Origin of the sequence: Pseudoalteromonas sp. SG43-5, assembly GCF_014164345.1 — a bacterium.
Lineage (GTDB): Bacteria > Pseudomonadota > Gammaproteobacteria > Enterobacterales > Alteromonadaceae > Pseudoalteromonas > Pseudoalteromonas distincta.
Genome location: NZ_JACJFA010000001.1, coordinates 480,732 through 501,567, shown reverse-complemented (window position 1 = coordinate 501,567; position 20,836 = coordinate 480,732). Strand labels below are relative to the sequence as shown.

Annotated in this window: 21 protein-coding genes; 14 read left to right on the top strand and 7 right to left on the bottom strand. The window is 40.0% G+C overall.

All coding sequences use genetic code 11. From position 1 onward, the window contains the following. Positions 1-16 precede the first annotated feature (16 nt). A complete protein-coding gene (locus H5161_RS02300; RefSeq protein WP_182715841.1) occupies positions 17-1,528 on the top strand; it encodes a YifB family Mg chelatase-like AAA ATPase in 1,512 nt (503 codons plus the stop codon). Here H5161_RS02300 and H5161_RS02295 read toward each other — a convergent pair. Continuing rightward, positions 1,525-2,229 carry a response regulator transcription factor gene (locus tag H5161_RS02295; RefSeq protein ID WP_002957913.1) on the bottom strand — a complete coding sequence of 235 codons (705 nt, stop codon included), beginning with the start codon at positions 2,227-2,229 and terminating at the stop codon, positions 1,525-1,527. The genes H5161_RS02300 and H5161_RS02295 overlap by 4 nt on opposite strands. A 216-nt stretch (positions 2,230-2,445) precedes the next feature. Further along, positions 2,446-4,941: a S9 family peptidase gene (locus H5161_RS02290; RefSeq protein ID WP_182768591.1), complete on the bottom strand. Its 2,496-nt coding sequence runs from the start codon at positions 4,939-4,941 to the stop codon at positions 2,446-2,448. Between the two features lie 84 nt (positions 4,942-5,025). Here H5161_RS02290 and H5161_RS02285 point away from each other — a divergent pair, with 84 nt between their 5' ends. After that, positions 5,026-6,102, top strand: coding sequence for a hemolysin family protein (locus H5161_RS02285; RefSeq protein ID WP_182712005.1), 1,077 nt, complete (start codon positions 5,026-5,028; stop codon positions 6,100-6,102). Positions 6,103-6,134: 32 nt separating this feature from the next. On the opposite strand, the gene H5161_RS02280 is transcribed toward H5161_RS02285, so the two are convergent. Then, positions 6,135-7,346 carry an EAL domain-containing protein gene (locus H5161_RS02280; RefSeq protein ID WP_182768590.1) on the bottom strand — a complete coding sequence of 404 codons (1,212 nt, stop codon included), beginning with the start codon at positions 7,344-7,346 and terminating at the stop codon, positions 6,135-6,137. A gap of 166 nt (positions 7,347-7,512) precedes the next feature. Between H5161_RS02280 and H5161_RS02275 the strand changes: the two genes are divergently transcribed. Then, positions 7,513-8,529 carry a metalloprotease gene (locus H5161_RS02275; RefSeq protein ID WP_182768589.1) on the top strand — a complete coding sequence of 339 codons (1,017 nt, stop codon included), beginning with the start codon at positions 7,513-7,515 and terminating at the stop codon, positions 8,527-8,529. A 55-nt stretch (positions 8,530-8,584) separates the two neighbouring features. Here H5161_RS02275 and H5161_RS02270 read toward each other — a convergent pair whose 3' ends face one another. Further along, positions 8,585-9,895, bottom strand: a complete 1,311-nt coding sequence (locus H5161_RS02270) for a short-chain fatty acid transporter (protein WP_182768588.1) — start codon at positions 9,893-9,895, stop codon at positions 8,585-8,587. A gap of 169 nt (positions 9,896-10,064) precedes the next feature. Between H5161_RS02270 and H5161_RS02265 the strand changes: the two genes are divergently transcribed. Together H5161_RS02265 and H5161_RS02260 are read left to right on the top strand one after the other, a co-directional pair. Next, entirely contained in the window at positions 10,065-11,132 is a 1,068-nt protein-coding gene (locus tag H5161_RS02265) for a potassium channel family protein (RefSeq protein ID WP_002957906.1), read from the top strand. Next, positions 11,132-11,329 (top strand): PLDc N-terminal domain-containing protein, encoded by a 198-nt coding sequence (locus H5161_RS02260; protein ID WP_182675765.1) that lies wholly within the window; start codon positions 11,132-11,134, stop codon positions 11,327-11,329. The genes H5161_RS02265 and H5161_RS02260 overlap by 1 nt, the downstream gene beginning before the upstream one ends. 36 nt (positions 11,330-11,365) lie before the next feature. Here H5161_RS02260 and H5161_RS02255 read toward each other — a convergent pair whose 3' ends face one another. Together H5161_RS02255 and H5161_RS02250 are read right to left on the bottom strand one after the other, a co-directional pair. Beyond that, positions 11,366-12,400 carry a cytosolic protein gene (locus H5161_RS02255; RefSeq protein WP_138489747.1) on the bottom strand — a complete coding sequence of 345 codons (1,035 nt, stop codon included), beginning with the start codon at positions 12,398-12,400 and terminating at the stop codon, positions 11,366-11,368. A gap of 69 nt (positions 12,401-12,469) precedes the next feature. Beyond that, entirely contained in the window at positions 12,470-12,928 is a 459-nt protein-coding gene (locus H5161_RS02250) for an EVE domain-containing protein (protein WP_182693725.1), read from the bottom strand. 77 nt (positions 12,929-13,005) lie between these two features. On the opposite strand from H5161_RS02250, the gene tesB reads away from it, so the two are divergent. Next, positions 13,006-13,863: an acyl-CoA thioesterase II gene (tesB, locus tag H5161_RS02245; RefSeq protein ID WP_024597275.1), complete on the top strand. Its 858-nt coding sequence runs from the start codon at positions 13,006-13,008 to the stop codon at positions 13,861-13,863. A 20-nt stretch (positions 13,864-13,883) separates the two neighbouring features. On the opposite strand, the gene plsB is transcribed toward tesB, so the two are convergent. Then, entirely contained in the window at positions 13,884-16,322 is a 2,439-nt protein-coding gene (plsB, locus tag H5161_RS02240; protein ID WP_182768587.1) for a glycerol-3-phosphate 1-O-acyltransferase PlsB, read from the bottom strand. Between the two features lie 417 nt (positions 16,323-16,739). Here plsB and rpsJ point away from each other — a divergent pair, with 417 nt between their 5' ends. Genes rpsJ through rpsC form a run of 8 tightly spaced genes read left to right on the top strand, consistent with a single transcriptional unit; the run spans position 16,740 to position 20,829 of the window. Then, a complete protein-coding gene (gene rpsJ, locus H5161_RS02235) occupies positions 16,740-17,051 on the top strand; it encodes a 30S ribosomal protein S10 (RefSeq protein WP_002957900.1) in 312 nt (103 codons plus the stop codon). A 27-nt stretch (positions 17,052-17,078) separates the two neighbouring features. Continuing rightward, complete coding sequence (gene rplC, locus H5161_RS02230; protein WP_002957898.1) at positions 17,079-17,714, top strand: 50S ribosomal protein L3; 636 nt, start codon at positions 17,079-17,081, stop codon at positions 17,712-17,714. Between the two features lie 17 nt (positions 17,715-17,731). Further along, on the top strand, positions 17,732-18,337 hold the full coding sequence (gene rplD / locus H5161_RS02225; protein WP_002957897.1) for a 50S ribosomal protein L4: 606 nt from the start codon (positions 17,732-17,734) through the stop codon (positions 18,335-18,337). Then, entirely contained in the window at positions 18,334-18,636 is a 303-nt protein-coding gene (rplW, locus tag H5161_RS02220) for a 50S ribosomal protein L23 (RefSeq protein WP_002957896.1), read from the top strand. Before rplD ends, rplW begins: the two co-directional genes overlap by 4 nt. A 15-nt stretch (positions 18,637-18,651) precedes the next feature. Continuing rightward, complete coding sequence (gene rplB / locus H5161_RS02215; protein ID WP_002957895.1) at positions 18,652-19,476, top strand: 50S ribosomal protein L2; 825 nt, start codon at positions 18,652-18,654, stop codon at positions 19,474-19,476. Positions 19,477-19,491: 15 nt separating this feature from the next. Next, the gene (rpsS, locus tag H5161_RS02210) at positions 19,492-19,770 is read left to right on the top strand and encodes a 30S ribosomal protein S19 (protein WP_004588689.1); all 279 of its coding nucleotides are present in this window, start codon (positions 19,492-19,494) and stop codon (positions 19,768-19,770) included. Positions 19,771-19,783: 13 nt separating this feature from the next. Further along, the gene (gene rplV / locus H5161_RS02205; protein ID WP_002957892.1) at positions 19,784-20,116 is read left to right on the top strand and encodes a 50S ribosomal protein L22; all 333 of its coding nucleotides are present in this window, start codon (positions 19,784-19,786) and stop codon (positions 20,114-20,116) included. A gap of 11 nt (positions 20,117-20,127) precedes the next feature. Then, positions 20,128-20,829, top strand: a complete 702-nt coding sequence (gene rpsC / locus H5161_RS02200) for a 30S ribosomal protein S3 (RefSeq protein WP_002957891.1) — start codon at positions 20,128-20,130, stop codon at positions 20,827-20,829. Positions 20,830-20,836: the final 7 nt, after the last annotated feature.

Sequence of the window (20,836 nt, the reverse complement as noted above, 5' to 3'; positions counted from 1 at the left end):
TTTACTAGGATAAGGAATGTCGTTAGCTCGTATATTTTCTCGTGCTCAAGTGGGCATAAATGCCCCTGAAGTTATTGTAGAGGTTCACCTAGGAAATGGTTTACCCGCTTTTCATATTGTAGGCCTGCCCGAAGCGTCTGTTAAAGAGTCGAAAGACAGGGTACGTAGCGCACTCGAAAACTCACAATTTGGTTTTCCCGATCAACGAATAACCGTAAATTTAGCCCCAGCCGACTTACCAAAAGATGGTGGGCGGTTTGATCTGGCTATTGCGGTGGGTATTTTAGTCGCCTCTGGGCAAATAGTGTGTCCTGATATTCATAAGTACGAGTTTTATGGTGAGCTTGCTCTTAATGGTGAAGTGCGTGGTGTAAACGCTATTTTACCTTCGGTACTTGCTGCTAAAGAAGAAGATCGCTGCTGCTTTTTACCTCTTGCAAACGACAGCCTAGCAAGCCTAGTTAATGGCGTTAAACGCAAAGCCGTAAGCTCTATTCAAGAAGTATGGGGCGACCTACTTAATCAACAACCCTTGCCATTAAATATAGAGTACCCCGACTGCACGCAAGCCCCTGACTTTTTGCTCGATTTAAGCGATGTTAAAGGTCAGCCCGGTGCAAAGCGAGTATTAGAAATAGCCGCAGCTGGCGGGCATAATTTACTATTTTTAGGCCCTCCAGGTACTGGTAAATCAATGCTGGCCCAGCGAATGGCTACAATTATGCCTACTATGTCGGACGATGAAGCTATTTCAACAGCTGCGCTTTACTCTATTATTGGACAATCCATAGATTTAACTAATTGGCGACAGCGGCCATTTCGTAATCCGCATCATACGTGCTCAGCTGTTGCCTTGGTGGGGGGCTCTTCAAATCCCAAGCCTGGTGAAATTTCGCTGGCACACAACGGTGTGCTCTTCTTAGATGAGTTACCGGAATTCGAGCGTAAGGTGCTTGATTCACTGCGTGAACCAATGGAGACCGGCACAGTAACTATTTCACGTGCAGCTAGGCAAATGGAGTTCCCAGCGCAGTTTCAGCTTATTACAGCATTAAACCCAAGCCCAACGGGGAGCCATACTGATAAGCGGGCAACTCCCGATCAAGTTATGCGTTATTTATCGCGAGTATCAGGGCCTTTTATTGACCGTATTGATTTGCAAATAGAACTACCTCGTTTAACGAGTGTTGAGCTACAAAGTACCAAACCAGAGGAAACCAGTGCTGAGGTTAGAGCAAGAGTTGAGGCTGCTTATTATGTGCAGCTAAAACGCCAAGGTAAGGTTAATGCGAGACTTAATAATAAAGAAATGAGTGTGCACTGTGTACTTGCGCCTGCAGAGTTGCAATTTTTAGCTAGAGCAAGCGAGAAGTTGTCTTTATCGCCACGCTCTTACCATAGAGTAATTAAGGTGGCGCGGACTATTAGTGATTTAAAAGGCGCTGAAAACATTAGTTTAAATGAGCTTAAAGAAGCACTTAATTACCGCGCATTTGAGCGCCTTATTGCGCAATTAACTAAGTATTAAATAGAAAGCATATAGCCTTTACCGCGTACGGTAACGATGCGTTTTTGATCTTTTTCGTCATTTAATTTTTTACGTAAACGACCAATAAGCACATCAACAGTACGATCGTTTGGGCTCCAATCGGGCTGGCCTATTTCTTCTGATATTTTTTCACGGGATGTGGCTTTACCTGCATTACTAATTAAGCAAATAAGCACTTTATGTTCGGCTTCAGTTAAGCGTGACTCAACGCCCGCAGCAGTAATTAATGTGCGGTTATCAGGATGAAGCTTAAAGTCAGCATATTCTATAAACTCTTCGCTTTCGTCGTCTTCTAGGTTAACGGCAACACGCTTATAGAGCGCGCGCATGCGAAGTTCTAACTCAAGTAAATCGACGGGCTTACAAATATAGTCATCAGCACCTTGTGCAAGACCAGCGATACGATCGGCTTGGGAGTCACGACTCGATAATACAATAACGCCAATATCGGTCAGTGTGTTTAATTCTTTTGCGAGCTGAAGCCCGTCGCGCTTTGGTAAGACAATGTCAATTATGGCTAATGATATAGCACCGCGCAGGTTTACCCGCTGCCTTACAATGTTAAGTGCATCAGCGCCAGTGGGGTCTACCTCTATTGTAAATTCGGTATCTGCAAAGTGATTTTGGATGCGTTTAACGAGTAGTTCATCGTCTTCAACCAATAAAACATTAATAGCCATAGTACTTTATTTTGAATGCTTATAGCTCTGTATGGTAGCACCATTAGGTAAATGCTGAGAAGGGGGTTTATTAGTTTTAAGTAACTTAATATTTCAAAGATGTATAAGACGTTATTAGAGGATGAGGTTAGCACCTTTAGACTAATTAAAAGGTGCTAAATAATTAATTCTACTATTAATAAATCTGTATTAAGTCGTTATTTTAAAGGTTCAGGCTCAGTCATTTTTATACATCGAGTCCCACCATTGAGGCTCGTTTTTTAGCTTTTTATCAAAGTATGCGAGCATGGTGTTCCACCAATCAAATCGTTTATCGCGTGCATAGATTTGATGGTCAGCGCCTTTGTATTCTATTAACTCTACGTCTTTATTAAGCAGTTTAAGCGCAGTGTACATTGTTAAGCTCTCGCCAACAGGTACATTGGTATCGCTATCACCATGAAGAAGTAGCATAGGTGTTGTTACTTTGTCGGCATGAAATACAGGGCTATGTTGGCTGTAAAGCTCAGGGTTATTCCACGGGAAGCTATTTTTTGATGCTTCGCCAGAATATAAGTAGCCCCACCAACCTTCACCCCAATACGAGGTAATATTAGAAATACCCGCATGAGCTATTGAAGCACTAAATATATCGGTTTTAGTTGCCAATAACATGGTCATGAAGCCACCGTACGATGCCCCTAAGTTACCTACTTTTTTACTATCAACATAGTTGTATTTATTTAAAAAGGCTTGTGTGCCTTCGATAATATCATCTGCGGTGTAGTCGCCCCAGGCATTAACATGCTGCGCTGAAAACTTTTGTCCAAACCCTGTTGCGCCAGTAGGTTGCACTACATAAACAACGTAGCCATTTTCTGCCCATAAGTTAAACGGGTAACGACCTGTAAAACCACGCGTAACGGGTGAAGTACCGCCGTAGTAATACACGAGCGCAGGGTGCTTTTTAGTTTTATCTAAGTTGCTAGGAATGTACACACGACCCGTTATTTCGACACCATGTTTATTTTTAAAATTAAAGTCTTCTAATGTAGGGAGTCGTGTATTTGCATAGCTACTTGGTTTTGAATCCCATATTAAATCTGTTTTATTTTTACTTACGTTAAGGCGCTTTAGTTGTTGTGGAGCTAAAGCGTTGGTACCACTTAGTAAAATTTCGGTATTACGGTCGTATGAGTAACTAAATTGTTCAACAATATCCAATCCTGTATTTAACTTTTTAAAGCGCTGTTTACTTAAATCAAATAGGTAAAGTGGTTGAGTGTCTTGCTCTGTTACTTTAATGAGCGCATCGCCGTTTTCTAAAACTTGCAGTTGGCCAATAGCGGGGTCGAACTGTTTACTAAGTGCTTTTACGTTTTTACCGCCTTCAGTAAGTAGATAAAGTTGCCCGTCGTAGTTATTAGCAAGCATAGCTTTTGGTAGTGCTCTGCCTGCGCCATTTTTAAAGTCGGGACCTGCAACTACATAAATGTCTTTATTTGCATATTTAGCTAAATTAAACGTTTTAAATTTACCAAGCGATGAAAGCTTATTTGATTTTAAATCGAGTTCAACTAACTCTGTTTCTGGGTGTGTTGATGCCTGCATTGCCATTACTGGGCGGCTCATTAATATTTTGCCACGGTTACTATTTGAATCTTCAAGGCTGTAAGAAAGAGGACCATGGCTAAGTGCTTTTGTTAAACCACTTTTAGTATCAAGCATATAAATTTGGCTGATGGAACGTGCATACGACCAGCGATCTTGCAGACCTTTATAGTGCTTGGTTAAGCTGTTAGTGCTCTCAGGTGATTTAGACCAGCTAAACAAAAGACTGGTATCGTTATAAAAGGTAAAGCCATTAGCCCCTTCTAAATCGTTTGCTAATGTTTTTATTGAGAAGTTTTTACGGTTAAGTTGTTTAAGCTCACCATTTAACAAATACACTAAATATTGGTTATCTGGACTCCAAATAATGTTACTTGGTTGGCCTGCTTCAAAGCGATAAAGCGTTTGATTGTCTGAATCTTTAAGTACAGTAACTGTATTTGCTTGATTTTGTGTTTTATCACTATAAGTGCGAGTGGTAGTAACGTACTGCTTGGCATTAGGTGCGAGTGATAATTGGCTAATTGTAGGAGCATCAAACAGTTGTTTTGCAGATAAACGTTTTATGTGTGAAGTGCTAAGCGTAATTTTATCAACCTCGCTTTTAGGTGCAAAATCAAGCGTTACATCGTGCCAATTAGCTACTTGCTGGGCTACTATTAAAACAGTGTGAGTACTGTTATTTAAAGCTAACTTATAGCTATTTTTATCGCCTGTTTGTAGTTCGCCATTAATAAATAACTGCCCTTGCTCAATCCCTTTTAAGGTAAGCGTACCTTGCGTAAAGCGGGTTGTTTCAATATTAAATTTTAGTGCCTGTAACCCACCTAAAGTGAGCGCATTGATTTTATTAAACGGTTGCCAGTTTTGTTTTTTCCCAAATACAGAAAAACTATCGGTGTCTGCTTGTAGTTGCGGCAATAGGTTGTTAATAATCGCACTGCCATGAGGTGTCTGAAAAGGCTTTAACTGCATATCTTCGGCAAGTGGGCCGATAAACTGAATTTTTGATTTATCCAATGGTGCAGCTATTGCAGCAAAGCTTAAGCTGCTAAGCGTTAAAAGAGCTGCTGCGTACTTAAATAGCTTATTTTGATGACACCATGGTGCGCTAAATTTCATTATTATGCCTATTATTATTGGAAGTTTGGCCAAATATAGCATGTATTGTTACCATGCTCACATATCCAATATAGAGGAGAGAAAGTGACTTTACTGATAGTTTATATGGTAGTGGCGATTGTTATTTCGTTTTTATGTTCTGTGATGGAGGCTGTGTTATTAAGTATTTCGCCCAGCTATGTTGCATCACTTAGAAAAAAACACCCTGAGCTTGCTAAACAGCTCGAAAAGCTTAAAAACAATATAGATCAGCCTTTAGCTGCTATTTTAACTTTAAATACAGTTGCCCATACTGCAGGTGCAGCGGGAGTTGGCGCACAAGCGGCTGTCGTTTTTTCCGATGCGGCTGTAGGTATTGCATCAGCCATTATGACATTTCTCGTATTAATTCTTTCTGAAATTATTCCTAAAACCTTGGGGGCTAATTACTGGCGAGCTCTAACGCCAAGTGTTACTTACGCTTTGCGGTTTTTAGTTATATCACTAAAGCCTTTTGTATGGTTTGCACAAAAGCTAACAAATTTAATGGGTCCAAAGCACGATGAGGCTTACTATATTCGTCAAGAGATAGAGGCAATGGCTGATATAGGTACGGAGTCGGGTGCATTACATCAGGATGAGTCCGAAATAATTCGTAATTTATTGCATTTTAGACATGCAAAATTATGCGACTTAATGACGCCTCGAACTGTAATTTTTAAAATCCACAAAGACTTAACAGTAAATCAGTATTTAAACGATCACGGCTCGTCGTCATTTTCTCGTATATTGGTATTTGATAAAGACAGCGACGATATTGTTGGGTTTGTGCATAAAAACGATATTATGCTGGCATTTCACCGTTTAGGTACCGATTACAAAATTAGCAAATTGATTAAGCCTATTTATACCGTACCAACTTCTCAGAACGTATCGTCGTTACTGCAAACACTTTTAACAAAGCGCACTCATATATGCTTAGTTGTTGATGAGTACGGTGACGTGCAGGGTATTGTAACGTTAGAGGATATGATTGAAGCTTTAATGGGGTTAGAGATTGTAGATGAGCGTGACCAATCTACTAATATGCGCGCAGTAGCAAGGCAGCGTTGGCACAAACGCTTAGCAAGTAGTGCACATATAGTTAGTGAAGAAGATAAACACACTCGGGGTGATAATTAGCTAACAGGCCCCGAGTAAATATTAGTACCGCTTTAAGCGGGGCTGCCATCAGTTTTTAGCCAATCTTTAGCCCAAGATATAAATTCGTCTTGTGGTTTAGGGCGGCTAAATAAAAAACCTTGTATGGCTAGTTTTCTTCTATAATGCCTTAAATAAACGAGCTCTTCTGGTCGTTCAACACCTTCTGCTACTAAGTCTAAATTATCTTTACTCGTAATATTAAATAACGAACTTACGACCACTTGAGAAAATAAATCTGTTTCTATATGGCTAATAAGTGAACGGTCTATTTTAATTTCAGTAAAAGGAAGATTTCGAAGCTGATTCATATTAGTAAAACCAACACCAAAATCGTCTAGCGATATACCAAAGCCATGCATTCTTAATCTGTTTACTGTTTCTAATTGCATGAGGCTTGAGAGTGCATGTTGTTCTGTTATTTCTATAATTATATTACTAGGTGTGAGTTGGTTTAGTTCTAAAATAAGTAGTAATTTATTAGGGCAGTTTAGGTCATCGAGCTGGGTTGGCGATAAGTTAAAGGCCATTTTAAAATCATGACCTAGTTGCGCTGTCATATTTTTGAATTCGCTGGTGGCCTTTTCAAAAAGAGAAAATGTAATTTGATTAATTAAGTTGTGTTGTTCGGCAGTATTTATAAAACGGCAAGGTAAAATAATATTGTCGTCTTTACTTGATAAAATACGCGCTAACACTTCAACGCTTTCAATTTTATTGTTATCCGCGTTTATTTTTGGTTGGTAAAAAGGCGTTATTTCATCGTTTTTTAATGCATCAATAAGCTCATCTTTTGAAATGGCTGGCTCTTTTAATAAAGTGTGGCTGTTTAATTGCGCCACTTTAGTAAGTAACCTACTAACCTGAGACAGTTGCACTGGCTTTGAAATATTACCAATGAGGTGAGCGTTATGTTGTTTCGCGAGATTGGCAGCTAAGCTAATAACTTTATGGTCCATTTCAGAAACAATTATTATACCGCCTTGATAATGTAACTCTCCTAAGTGGCGGATTAATTCCATGCCGTCCATTTCGGGCATATTGAGATCAGTAAAAATAGCATCAAAGTAGTTGATATCCTCTTTAACTTTTTCAAGCGCTTCTTTTGCATTCAGGCACGTAGTTATAGTGTTGGACATACTCAATTCGTTAAGTATAGCTTCCATAACGATCAAAATTGCTTTTGAATCGTCAACAACTAAAATATTAGGCACTATCTTCTTCACTGTTATCCCTTTCAATGTATCGCTTGGAGTTACTATAAAAGTAGTAGTGTTTTTTTATTTTGTCAGTATCAAATGCTTTTATTTTGAAAATAGTTACCTAGCACCTTCTCTCGTGTTTTTAAGCTGATTAGGTATACTAGCGCCATTGTTTTAAACGGTCTTAATTATGATAAGAATAGATCTTACTTTAGCCGAGCAACCATTTTCGCTTATGGTGTCTGGGCAAAAAATTGTGCAGGTATTTCATGCGCAACAAGCCATTACCTTTGATAACCCTCGTGAAAACTACTATCAGTTTACTTACGACAACAAAAAAATAGGCATCAATACAGGGGCAGTCGAAGAGCAAAGCATTTCGCTCTTTGTAGATGATCAATTTGCAACACAACTTGCGTTGCCAGCACCTACAAATGGGTCACCTAAAAAAGGCTTTTTAGGGCTAGCTGCATTAGGTTTTAAGCTTTTTAAAAGCGCTAAGGTAATTAAAGTAGTGCTTGCAGGGGCTTCTGTTGCAGGCTATGCGTGGTTATTTAGTATTGAATTTGCACTAATGTTAATTGGTTGCTTAGTGGTACACGAATACGGCCATGTGCGAGCAATGAAATACTTTGGCATAAAAACCAAAGGTATTTACTTAATCCCATTTGTGGGTGGACTTGCAGTAAGTGACGATAAAATAACAACCCGCTGGCAAGATGTGGTCATATCGCTCATGGGGCCTGCTTTTGGCTTAATAACCTCTGTGTTGGGTGTTGTTTTATATTACGCCACGGAGATGGAAATATTTGCTGGTGTTGCGGTTCTTAGTGCGTTATTAAATTTATTTAACTTGTTACCTATTTTACCGCTTGATGGCGGGCATGTATTAAAAAGTATTAGCTTTTCAATGCGTTCATGGATTGGCTTAAGTGTATGTTTACTCGGTGTACTGTTTGGTTTATGGCTGAGCTACACATTTGGCTTAATGTTACTGGTATTCTTTTTGTTTGTAGGTGCGCTGGAAATTGTATTTGAATGGCGAGGCCGACATTACTCCCATTTAATGCCGCTTGATAAATACGGCCAAGGTTTTTCAGCGGTTATGTATGCACTGGTAGTTGCAGGCCATGTGGCAGTGATGATGCATTTTGCCGATTCAGAAAATCCAATATTGAGCCTGCCGATGACTATTTTATCGAGCTAGTATTTATCGTTCTAGGTAAAAGCGGGCTGTAATATTGGTTACAGCCCGTTAAAAATTAATAAAAGCTCAATACCAGCGATATAAAAACCCCAGTTACAAATAGCTGCACAACACAAAACCCCATAATATCTTTTGCTCTTAAGCCTGCGATAGCAAGGACTGGTAATGCCCAAAAAGGTTGAATTAGGTTAGTCCACGCATCACCCCACGCAACAGCCATTGCAACGCGAGATATATCGGCACCTAGCTCTTGTGCTGCAGGTATTACAATAGGTGCTTGTACAGCCCATTGGCCGCCGCCAGAGGGTACAAACATATTAACGAGTCCTGCACTTATAAAACTAAAAAATGGCAAGCTATCAGCATCTGCAACGGCAATAAAGCCACGTGATATCTGTTGTGCTAATCCGCTATCAACCATTACCGCCATAATGCCAGCATAAAAAGGAAATTGAATAACAATGCCAGCCCCGCTTGGAATTGCTTGTTGCAGACTGTTAAGTAAATTATGGGGTGTTTGATGCAGCGTAATAGCTAAAAACAAAAATACGGCAATAACGCTATTAAGGTTTAAGTTTCCGCCAGCAATAAAAAAGTAATAACCTAAATATGCCAAACCTAATAAGCCAATTGTCATACCGAGTAGTTTGCTTTGTTCCAAATGTTGGGCAGGTCTGGTTATTGTTGTGGGCTTAGGTGTTGTCTCTTGTAAAAGAGCTGGGTCGATATATACGCTTTCTTGATCGCTTGGCAGCATATAGCGATTAACGAGCGGCATAATAATGAATAAACCAACTAATATGGCTATATTAAAGCCCGCAAATAAAGTGTGCTCTGTACTAATAATACCAATGCTGGCCTCTGAGAAGTGACCATCGGTTGCGATAGTTAAAGGAATCGAGCCAGCTAATCCGCCATGCCATACAACAAAACCTGAGTAAGCGCTGGCTACTAATAATCGATAATCAACACGAGTATGTTTAGCAATTGCTTTGGCAAAAAGGGCACCAATAACTAAACCAAATCCCCAATTCATCCAGCTCGCTAAAAGCGAAATAAGCGTTACCAATATAATTGCTTTAGGTGCTGTATTTGCGAGTGTTGCTAGTTTTTCTAATAACTTACTTATAGGTGGCGTACTTGCCAACATATAGCCTGTAATTAACACTAGTAGCATTTGCATCGCAAAACTTAATAAGTTCCAAAACCCACCTCCCCACGCTTGTAATACTTCAATGTTAGTTGCGGTTGTAAATAAGCTCGCACTGACAAGGGTAATTATTGTAAGTAAAATTACAAATATAAAAGGGTCGGGAAGGTAGCGTTCTACAATTTTAGTAAAAGGGCGGGCTATTTTATTAAGCATAAGCACAACTGTTTTGGTTATTATTCTAACGCTAATTAATCATGAAAAATCACCATTGGCAAACAGCATTTAGTCTAATATTTGCGGTTAAAAGCTTAAACATTGCTTAAAAGCATCGCTTACAGTAACGTACTGTTTATAGATAATTTACTAACGAAGACTTTGTATTATGCCGGTGATATTTAAAAGGCTAGCGTTACTTGTTCGCGCTCATATAGATCAGTTGAGTTGGCAAGCAGTGGCATTAGCTATTTTGACTCATATGCTATTAACATGGAGCTTACTATTTATAGCGAATGAGAAAGCGTTAACCTCACTTACTACCTTTTTTTACTATTACACAGTAACAACATCAACAGTGGGATATGGTGACTTTAGTCCAACTACTGATCTTGGTCGTTGGGTGGTTGCATTAATACAAATTCCATTTGGTTTAGCTTTATTTGGTGTTTTGCTAGGAAAAGCAGGACAAACTGTTACTTACTTAATTAGGCGCGCTATGACTGGTGATAAAAACTTTGCCCACAGTAACCACCATATTATTATTTTTGGTTGGCACGACACTCGTACAAAAAAGATGATTGATTACATTTTGGCAGATACGAAACGTACTGACCGTCGTATTTTACTCGCGGTAACAGAGCAAATGGATCATCCTTTTTTAGCTAACGAAAGCGTTGATTTTGCACGTTTAACGAGCTTTACTAATTTAGCTGAGCTAGAGCGGGTTGCTATTCGTAGTGCTGATAAGGTGATTATTGATGGTCAAGATGACGATCAGACATTTACAACAGCCCTGCGCATTAGTCGCTTAGTAAAAGATGATTGTCATATAAGTGCTCACTTTTTGGATGAAACCAAAGTTGAGATGATGTTAGAGCATTGCCAAAATGTAGAGTGTAGTAGTGCAAAATCAGCTGAGATACTCGTACGCTCAATGCAAGATCCAGGTTCGAGCCGTGTGCAAGAGGAGCTGCTATCTACTTTGCACGGCGATACACAATTTAGTTTGAAAATACCAGGCGGCTGCAAAGATATGGAGTTTGGTACTTTGTTTCATCATTTTAAGCTTGAGCATGATGCAATACTGTTGGGTGTTGCTCATAATTTAAGTGCACAAAATATGGATTTAAATCCACCATTAGATTACAAAGTAAGTGAAGGCGATATTCTGCACTATATATCGGTAGATCGAGTATTAAGTAGTGAAGTAGACTGGTCGAGCCTAGAAAAATAATGAATGAAGTTGTATTTTTAATTGTTGTTTTAAGTGCTTATATATTACCTGTCGTTATTGTACTCAACAGTAAGCGTACACAGGGTCATGAAAAGAATGGCTGGCTAATGGGAATAATTATATTTTCTTGGTTAGGGTTAATGATGTACTTTGCCATTGTGCCCAAGTATGGGCACAAAAAGAAAAAGGTTAAATAGAGTAGTTGGCCTTTACAGCCGCTTTTACTGGCGTAATTACTCTTCTAGTTGCTTAATTTTATGCTCAATTAAAGGATCGTCAGGTACAAGTTGTTGAGCAACTTCTAATAACTGAATGGCATCATTAGGATGCTCATCTTGATGCTTGAGGGCAACATCTATTAATGGCTGAATATCAATTTTTGCCTGATGTTCCTGTACGTGAACTTCTTTTTCATCAATCAAAATATTATGAGCTTTGCTTAATAGTGTTTGACGGTGAGCTGAGTTTACATTCGCTTTATTAAGGCTTTTGTAATAATCCTCTTTAAAGCGTAAGGTTTTAGTTTGCATACGAAATTGCGCAATATCAATTTGCTGATGCTGGATAAAATCGACGGCTACTTGCTTATAAAATCCAAACTTATTCAAATATGTGGCATGCGTGCCATGTCCCATACCAAATACCCGTAAGTGAGTTAACTGCTTATAGCGCTTAGCGTGCATTCGGTCTATACGATTAGTAGGATCGTAAATAATATAGCCTTGGGCATCTCCTAAATCTAGATCGTGATAATCTTGCTGCCAATCAAACTGCTGAGCTATATCGGTACTAGAGCGGTCATCCCACGGTACTAATTCTTTATTTTTAGTACTTACCGGATGGAAGAACAACACTTGGTTTAGTTTTAATAGTTTAGCAAAAGCGCCAACAGCAAATCCGCCACGACTTAAACCATAGCCAAGTCGACAATTAAACGGCGTAAGTAATGTTGATAATTGCTCGAGAAAAAAGATTAAATTACGATTACGAAACCAATTACTTTTACCTAAATGCTGAAAAGCGATTACGTTTACGTTTTGTTTTTGAGCTAAGTGATAACCCCATGGTGCAAAATCAGGGTGAAGATCTTGCTCTTGCACGTTAGTGCCAGCAGGGGAGAAGGTAAAAAGCAGGGGTTTATTAACGTCAACAAAATCATACTTAACAAATACATCGCCGAGTAAATCATTACCCGTCATGGGTAATCGAGTTTGTTGCTCATTGCGCGGGAGAGTTAACCATTCATCTAACCAATACAGTAATTTCATTAATCCTCCAGCTATAAGTCAGCATAGATCATATCAAACTCAATGAAATTAGGTCAAACCAATAGGGTATTACTGCGCCATTTTGATTATTACATCCCAGTCATTTTTAGTAACAGGCATTATTGATAGACGTCCGCCCTTTTTAAGTGCGATTTCAGTAATATTGTCATTGGCTTTAATATCTTTAAGGCTAATTAATTTTTTTAAATGGCTTTGATAAGTAACCTCAACAACAACCCAACGTGGTTTGTCGCTGGTGGCTTTTGCATCGTAATAGTCGCTGCTTAAATCAAATTGAGTGGGGTCTGGGTAGGCTTCTTTAGTAACCTCGGCAATGCCCGCTACGCCCACGTGTTTACAGCTTGAATGGTAAATCATGACTGAATCACCGACTTTGACGTCGTCACGCATAAAATTTCGTGCTTGGTAATTACGCACACCTTCCCAAAGAGTCGTTTGTTTTGGTGCGTTTTTTAAGTCATCTAATGAAAACGCATCGGGTTCAGTTTTAAATAGCCAGTAAGCCATAACAGTATTCCTAACAAATATTTACTTCCCACTATTGTATAGTATCATTTGGACACTAGGGTAATGAGGAAGAAATAATGAGCCAAGTATTAGATGATTTATTGTCGTTGTTAACACTTGAAGAAATTGAGCAAGGTTTATATCGAGGACAAAGCCAAGATTTAGGCTTTGGTGCTGTATTTGGTGGTCAAGTAATGGGGCAGGCGCTTTCTGCTGCCAAAGAAACTCTACCTGAAGGGCGAATAGTTCATTCATTACATTCTTACTTTTTACGCCCAGGCGATCCGGCTAAACCCATTGTTTATGACGTTGAAACTATTCGTGATGGAAAGAGCTTTAGTACGCGCCGAGTCAAAGCAATTCAGTACGGTAAACCTATTTTTTATATGACCGCGTCATTCCAAGGTGAAGAGAGTGGGTTATCGCATCAAGCGACAATGCCTGATGTTCCCGCACCTGAAGAATTACGTTCATCGCTTGAGTTTTACCAAGATAACGCTTCGCATATCCCAGAGGTTATCCGTAATAAGTTTACCCGTGAAATGCCAATTGAAATGCGACCGGTTACTTTTCATAACCCGTTTAAACCAGAAGTTATGGAGCCGGTAAAGCATATTTGGTTTAAAGCTAATGGTGAAATGCCGGACGATCAGCGTATCCATAATTACTTATTAGCGTATGCGTCTGATTTTGAGTTTTTACCAACTGCATTGCAACCTCATGGTGTATCGTTTATGCAGCCAAATATGCAAGTAGCTACTATTGATCATGCAATGTGGTTTCATCGTCCATTTAGAATGGATGATTGGATTTTGTATTCAATTGATAGTCCAAGTGCGAGTAATGGGTGTGGTTTGGTACGGGGGCAGTTTTTTGATCGCCAAGGCAACTTGGTTGCCTCAACAATGCAAGAAGGGGTTATGCGTCAACGCTAACCCCTTCTGTAAATGCATTGCTAGTTACACTGATCTTGAACTATATCGCTGATTGACTGCCAGACGCGTGCTGGCAGTAATGTTTTAAGGTGTGCGTAGGTTTCACATAGTTGTGTGCTACCTACTAAGCCCTTATCACCCTCTGTTATTAATGACTCACCACGTAAGTTTTCGATAAAACTAACAAGTACTTTTTTGTCAAAAAACTCAGGTGTTTTTATGCCGTGCAGTGTACCTAAACGTTGTGCGAGTACTTGGCTTTCTCTTTCAAGTTCTGCTTTTTCAATGCCATCACTTGTTTGAATAAAACCAATTACAATAGCGTAACGTTGTAGAGTAAAGCTAAGTGCTCGTCCAAGCATTTCAAGCTTAGCTAGGCAGTCATTACTGTTCGTTATATGAATGTTATCGCCATCAAACTCAATTAAATTTTGATCAGCAAAGTTAGCTAAAATACGCGTTATATAGTTTTCATCAAGAGGCTGTAAATACCATTCTTTAGCAAATAACGGATAAAACGTTTTTACAAGTTGCTGGCATTGCTCAATAGTTGTGCTGTGTTGTTTAAATAGATGTAGTGCAATTAAGCTTGGTACTGCAAACAAGTGCAAAATGTTGTTTCGGTAGTAATTAAACAGTATTTTTTCTTTATCGCTAATAGTAATAATTTCGCCAAATTCATCACTGATAACTTCAAACTTATTCAGCTTTAATGCATGCGTTAGTAATTGCTCTGGTGTTTCGTCTGGCGCGGTTACTTTATCGCTATAGCTTGCATCGCGCTGTAAGCGCAGATAAAAATCAAGTTGTGCTAATAGCTTTGGTTTACTCAATGCTTGTTTATCGTTAACCAGCAATATCATCGCTAGTAAGTTAACAGCATTAAGCGCCGCCGCATTATTAATTTTAACCATTACTTGGTCGGCAAGTTTAGTTACTTGTGGCGCTAACCATTGTGGCTTTTGCACGTCGGTTGGGTGTATTGAATCACGCCAATCAGGTTGGTTATCGTTTAAGTATTGGTTAATCGAGATTGGATCACCAAAGTTTAAATTACCACGACCGTAGTTTTTAAGGTTTTTGATTGCCTTAAAAATACCAAATATAGATTCGCCTTTTTTATCTTTTCCATCTAGCTCTTTAAGGTAGGTGTTAATTTCCATTACGTGCTCGTAGCCAATGTACACAGGAACGATAGATATTGGTCTGTCTATTCCGCGCAGCATTGCTTGTAATGTCATAGATAGCATACCTGTTTTAGGTGGAAGTAAGCGCCCAGTTCGGCTTCGACCGCCTTCCGTGTAAAACTTAACAGAGTAACCTTTAATAAACAGTTGGCTTAAATACTCTTTGAATATGGCAGAATAAAGTTTATTGCCTGCAAACGAGCGACGAATAAAGAATGCCCCAGAGCGTCTAAATATGCCACCGGCAGGGAAAAAGTTAAGATTTATACCAGCAGCTATATGCGGAGGTACTAAACCCAAATGATAAATAGAGTAAGTAAGCAGTAAGTAATCCATATGGCTGCGATGACAAGGCATATAAATTATTTCATGTCCTTTATCTGTTAGTTCATGAATTTGTTCGGCGTGTTTAATATCAATACCATTATAAAGCTTATTCCATAACCAAGTTAAAAACCTTTCGGCCACACGTATCATTGCTTCAGAGTAATTAGCGGCTATTTCATCAAGTAGCTTAAGTGCATTTTGACGAGCTTCTGTTTGGCTAATGTTTTTAGCGTTCGCTTCATCTTGAATTGCTTTTTTTATAGTAGGTGACGCTAATAATGAATTAAATAATTGCTCACGAGATGGCATTTTAGGGCCTGTAGCAGCTAGCTTTTGGCGCTTAAAGTGAACACGCGCTACGCGTAATAATTTATGAGGTAACTCACTTACGTCGGCTTTTTCATTGACTAAAAGTGATAAGTCGAGTGGTTGGCTAAAGCGAATAAAGTTATCGCGCCCTGAAAATAACACCACAAAAAACTTTCTAAACCAGCTTGGAGTAAGAGAGTGTGTAATTAAAGTACGTAGTCCTGGCTTTTCTTTACCTGGATCGCGCCCCCATAAAATAGTAACAGGCACCACTTGTACGTTTTGCTGACCGCTTTTTATTAAGTACTCAATAATTTGCTTGCCTTGGGCTAAAGCATTGGTTGGTTTTGCTTCATCACCAAATAACGGTGGAGGATTTTTAATACCAATAAAACGGTCTAAATTTTGGGTCCCTAGCACTTGCTCTTCTGTTGGGCTAGGTAGGCCATTCTTTTTACAAACATGCGCCAGCGCGGCTAAATCAAAACGTGAATTTAAACGCACTATGTAAAATGTAGGGTACTCAGGGTTTAGATCATACTGTTTAATAGGATTTTCTGGCAGCACTTTGCTTTTCACAAATAAGCGGCTAAATCCAGCAGACATAACATTTAAACAATAATTAAAAATACGCATCGACTCACCATATTGAGAGTATTAAGGGCAAAATTAGCGCAACAGGATACCATAATATCTAAAAATCCCTTAGTTTGCGCAATTAAGATGTTTAGTTGTTTGTTGACTAGCATCAAAAGCATTAGTTCAAGTATAGCTATTGAACATGTATGGACGCATATTTAATCAAATTAGTATTCATTACATTGTTTCTAAATAGTTGTTGCATTTATCACCAATACCTCTATAATACGCAGGCTTTCAAAATTCCTCTGGGAATTAGAAAGGATAAATTAAGCTTGGATTTCAAGCTAATAAACAGGAGTTCCGATTTGGAACTCAACGTAGATATAATCAAACAGCCGACATCTTAAGTTTTAAGATTGTTTCGGTCGTTTTTTTATGCTCTTTTATATGCTCTTTATATTGAGGTTAAGAATGTCAAATCAACGCATTCGTATTCGCCTAAAAGCTTTTGACCACCGTTTGATTGACCAATCAACGGCAGAAATCGTGGAAACTGCGAAACGCACTGGCGCACAAGTACGTGGTCCAATCCCACTACCTACACGCTTTGAACGTTTTACTGTACTAACTTCACCGCACGTTAATAAAGATGCGCGTGATCAGTACGAGATCCGCACCCATAAACGTCTGATAGACATCGTAGAACCAACTGACAAGACTGTAGACGCGCTTATGCGTTTAGATCTTGCTGCTGGTGTTGATGTTCAAATCAGCCTGGGTTAATCGAAAGATTAGAGAGGTTTTAGGAAAATGGCATTAGGTCTAGTCGGTCGTAAAGTGGGTATGACACGAATCTTCACTGAAGATGGTGTATCTATCCCTGTGACAGTTATTGAAGCGACACCTAACCGCATTGCTCAGATCAAATCTGACGCAACAGACGGTTATAACGCGCTTCAAGTAACCGCAGGCACTAAAAAAGCAAGTCGTGTAAACAAAGCTAAAGCGGGTCATTTCGCTAAAGCTGGTGTTGAAGCGGGTCGCGGTCTGTGGGAATTCCGCCTTAACGGTGGTGAAGGCGATTTTGAAGTAGGCGCTGAGCTTACTGTTGAATTATTCAACGAAATCAACAAGGTTGACGTAACCGGTACTTCTAAAGGTAAAGGTTTCCAAGGTGGTGTTAAGCGCTGGAATTTCAGCATGCAAGACGCTACACATGGTAACTCTCTATCTCACCGTGCTCCTGGTTCAATCGGTCAAAACCAATCACCTGGTAAGGTGTTTAAAGGTAAGAAAATGGCCGGTCATATGGGTGCTGAGCGTGTAACGACTCAAAACTTAGAACTAGTTCGCGTTGACGCTGAGCGTAATTTGCTTTTAGTTAAGGGTGCAGTACCTGGAGCTATTGGCGGTGACGTTATCGTTAAACCAGCTGTTAAAGCATAAGTCCTGGAGATTTAGTGATGGAATTAGCAATTAAAGACGCTTCTGGCGGTCTTGAAGTTTCTGAAGCTACTTTTGGACGTGAGTTTAACGAAGCATTAGTACACCAAGTAGTTGTTGCATACGCAGCAGGTGCTCGTCAAGGTACTCGTGCTCAGAAGACACGTTCTGAAGTAAGCGGTGGTGGTAAAAAACCATGGGCTCAAAAAGGTACTGGCCGTGCACGTGCCGGTACAATCCGTAGCCCAATTTGGCGTTCAGGTGGCGTTAGCTTTGCAGCTAAACCACAAGACCACAGCCAAAAAGTAAACCGTAAAATGTACCGTGGTGCGATTAAAAGCATCTTATCTGAATTAGTTCGTCAAGAGCGTTTAATCGTTGTTGAAAGTTTTGCTCTAGCAGCACCAAAAACTAAAGAACTAGTTGCTAAGCTTAAAGAACTTGAGCTTAAAGATGTTCTTATCGTGACTGAAGAAGTAGATGAAAATCTTTTCTTATCGGCACGTAACCTTTATAAGGTTGACACACGTGATGTAGCTGGTATCGATCCTGTAAGCTTAATTGCTTTCGATAAGGTACTTATTACAGCCGCTGCTGTTAAGCAACTTGAGGAGGCGCTAGCATGATTCGCGAAGAACGTCTTTTAAAAGTGATCCTTGCTCCACATATCTCTGAAAAAAGCACAATTGCTGCTGAAGAAAACAATACTATTGTTTTTAAAGTAGTAAATGACGCAACTAAAGCTGAAATTAAAGTAGCAGTTGAGAAGCTTTTTGAAGTAGAAGTAACGGGTGTTCGCACACTTAACGTTAAGGGTAAAACAAAACGTACTGGCGCACGTTTCGGTCGTCGTAGCGACTGGAAAAAAGCTTACGTTACTCTTAAAGAAGGCAGCGAGCTAGACTTTGTCGGCGGCGCCGAGTAATAAGGGGATAGAATTATGGCACTTCAAAAGTGTAAGCCTACTTCTGCGGGCCGTCGTCACCTAGTTAAAGTGGTTAACTCTGATCTACATAAGGGTAAGCCATACGCACCACTTTTAGAGAAAAACTCTAAATCAGGTGGTCGTAATAACAATGGTCGTATTACGGTTCGTCATATCGGTGGTGGTCATAAACAACATTACCGTTTAATCGATTTTAAACGTACTAAAGATGGCATTCCAGCCACTGTTGAACGTTTAGAATACGATCCAAATCGTAGCGCAAACATCGCTCTTGTATTATATGCAGACGGTGAGCGTCGTTACATTATCGCACCAAAAGGCTTAAAAGCTGGCGATGCAATCCAGTCTGGTGTTGATGCACCAATCAAACCTGGTAATGCATTACCAATGCGTAATATGCCTGTAGGTTCGACTGTTCACAACGTAGAATTAAAACCAGGTAAAGGTGCTCAAATCGCACGTTCTGCTGGTGCATACGTTCAAATCCTTGCTCGTGATGGTCAGTATGTAACATTACGTCTTCGTTCAGGCGAAGTTCGTAAAGTTGAATCTGATTGTCGTGCGACTCTAGGTGAAGTAGGCAATGCTGAGCATATGCTTCGTTCACTTGGTAAAGCAGGTGCAAATCGCTGGCGTGGTATTCGTCCGACAGTTCGTGGTGTTGCCATGAACCCGGTAGATCACCCACACGGTGGTGGTGAAGGTCGTACATCTGGTGGTCGTCATCCTGTGTCTCCATGGGGTAAGCCGACTAAAGGTGCGAAGACGCGTAAGAACAAGCGTACGGATAAATTTATAGTACGTCGTCGTACTAAGTAATATTGAGGAATAGCCATGCCACGCTCTCTCAAGAAGGGTCCTTTTATAGACCTACACTTGCTGAAGAAGGTAGAGAAAGCTTTGGAAAGCGGTGAGAAAAAGCCAATTAAAACTTGGAGCCGTCGTTCAATGATCATACCTAACATGATCGGATTGACCATTGCTGTCCATAATGGTCGCCAGCACGTACCAGTTTTCGTTTCTGACGAAATGATCGGTCACAAACTAGGTGAATTTGCACCAACTCGCACTTACCGTGGCCATGCTGCGGATAAGAAAGCGAAGAAACGATAAGAGGGGAAGATAAATGCAAGCATTAGCTAAACATAAATTCGCCTCTGGTTCGGCGCAAAAAGCACGTCTAGTTGCAGATCAGATCCGCGGGTTACCTGTAGATCGCGCACTAGAAATCCTGGCGTACAGCCCTAAGAAAGCGGCTGTATTAGTTAAGAAAGTACTTGAGTCTGCTATTGCTAACGCAGAGCATAACGAAGGTGCTGACATTGATGAGCTTCGTATAACAACGATCTTTGTGGACGATGGTCCTACAATGAAACGTATTATGCCTCGTGCTAAAGGACGCGCAGATCGCATCCTTAAGCGTACAAGCCATATCACTGTTATGGTTTCAGATAGCTAGGAGTATAAGTAATGGGACAAAAAGTTCATCCTACTGGTATTCGCCTAGGTATATCTAAACCTTGGGTTTCTACCTGGTACGCGAGTTCAAAAGATTTCTCTGCACAGCTTTTTGGCGATCACAAAGTTCGTACATTCCTTACTAAGGAATTAAAAACGGCTTCTGTGTCTAAAATCGTTATTGAGCGTCCAGCAAAATCAATCCGAGTAACAATTCACACGGCTCGTCCGGGTGTTGTTATCGGTAAAAAAGGCGAAGACGTAGAAAAATTACGTCAAGCGGTAACTAAAATCGCTGGTGTACCTGCTCAGATTAATATCTCTGAAGTACGTAAACCAGAACTAGATGCACAACTAGTAGCAGACGGCATTGCCTCTCAACTAGAACGTCGTGTTATGTTCCGTCGCGCTATGAAGCGTTCGGTACAAAATGCAATGCGCATCGGTTCTAAAGGGATTAAAGTTGAAGTTAGCGGTCGTCTTGGCGGCGCTGAAATCGCACGTTCAGAATGGTATCGTGAAGGTCGTGTACCTCTACATACTCTTCGTGCTGATATCGATTACGCAACTTCTGAAGCCTTAACCACTTATGGTATCATTGGTGTTAAAGTTTGGATCTTCAAAGGCGAAGTTATTGGTGGTTTACCACTAGTACAAGAGCAAGAGAAGCCAGCTAAACGCGCACCAAAGAAAGCCAAGAAAAGTGCTAAGTAGAGGTAGC

Excerpts from the sequence above, each read along its gene's own strand:
- H5161_RS02300 (WP_182715841.1), top strand. The coding sequence starts at position 17 with ATGTCGTTAGCTCGTATATTTTCTCGTGCTCAAGTGGGCATAAATGCC.
- rplV (WP_002957892.1), top strand. The coding sequence starts at position 19,784 with ATGCAAGCATTAGCTAAACATAAATTCGCCTCTGGTTCGGCGCAAAAA.
- H5161_RS02255 (WP_138489747.1), bottom strand. The coding sequence starts at position 12,400 with ATGAAATTACTGTATTGGTTAGATGAATGGTTAACTCTCCCGCGCAAT.
- H5161_RS02270 (WP_182768588.1), bottom strand. The coding sequence starts at position 9,895 with ATGCTTAATAAAATAGCCCGCCCTTTTACTAAAATTGTAGAACGCTAC.
- H5161_RS02295 (WP_002957913.1), bottom strand. The coding sequence starts at position 2,229 with ATGGCTATTAATGTTTTATTGGTTGAAGACGATGAACTACTCGTTAAA.
- rplC (WP_002957898.1), top strand. The coding sequence starts at position 17,079 with ATGGCATTAGGTCTAGTCGGTCGTAAAGTGGGTATGACACGAATCTTC.
- H5161_RS02275 (WP_182768589.1), top strand. The coding sequence starts at position 7,513 with ATGATAAGAATAGATCTTACTTTAGCCGAGCAACCATTTTCGCTTATG.
- rpsS (WP_004588689.1), top strand. The coding sequence starts at position 19,492 with ATGCCACGCTCTCTCAAGAAGGGTCCTTTTATAGACCTACACTTGCTG.
- rpsC (WP_002957891.1), top strand. The coding sequence starts at position 20,128 with ATGGGACAAAAAGTTCATCCTACTGGTATTCGCCTAGGTATATCTAAA.
- rplB (WP_002957895.1), top strand. The coding sequence starts at position 18,652 with ATGGCACTTCAAAAGTGTAAGCCTACTTCTGCGGGCCGTCGTCACCTA.
- H5161_RS02260 (WP_182675765.1), top strand. The coding sequence starts at position 11,132 with ATGAATGAAGTTGTATTTTTAATTGTTGTTTTAAGTGCTTATATATTA.
- rpsJ (WP_002957900.1), top strand. The coding sequence starts at position 16,740 with ATGTCAAATCAACGCATTCGTATTCGCCTAAAAGCTTTTGACCACCGT.
- H5161_RS02250 (WP_182693725.1), bottom strand. The coding sequence starts at position 12,928 with ATGGCTTACTGGCTATTTAAAACTGAACCCGATGCGTTTTCATTAGAT.
- tesB (WP_024597275.1), top strand. The coding sequence starts at position 13,006 with ATGAGCCAAGTATTAGATGATTTATTGTCGTTGTTAACACTTGAAGAA.
- rplD (WP_002957897.1), top strand. The coding sequence starts at position 17,732 with ATGGAATTAGCAATTAAAGACGCTTCTGGCGGTCTTGAAGTTTCTGAA.
- rplW (WP_002957896.1), top strand. The coding sequence starts at position 18,334 with ATGATTCGCGAAGAACGTCTTTTAAAAGTGATCCTTGCTCCACATATC.
- plsB (WP_182768587.1), bottom strand. The coding sequence starts at position 16,322 with ATGCGTATTTTTAATTATTGTTTAAATGTTATGTCTGCTGGATTTAGC.
- H5161_RS02265 (WP_002957906.1), top strand. The coding sequence starts at position 10,065 with ATGCCGGTGATATTTAAAAGGCTAGCGTTACTTGTTCGCGCTCATATA.
- H5161_RS02290 (WP_182768591.1), bottom strand. The coding sequence starts at position 4,941 with ATGAAATTTAGCGCACCATGGTGTCATCAAAATAAGCTATTTAAGTAC.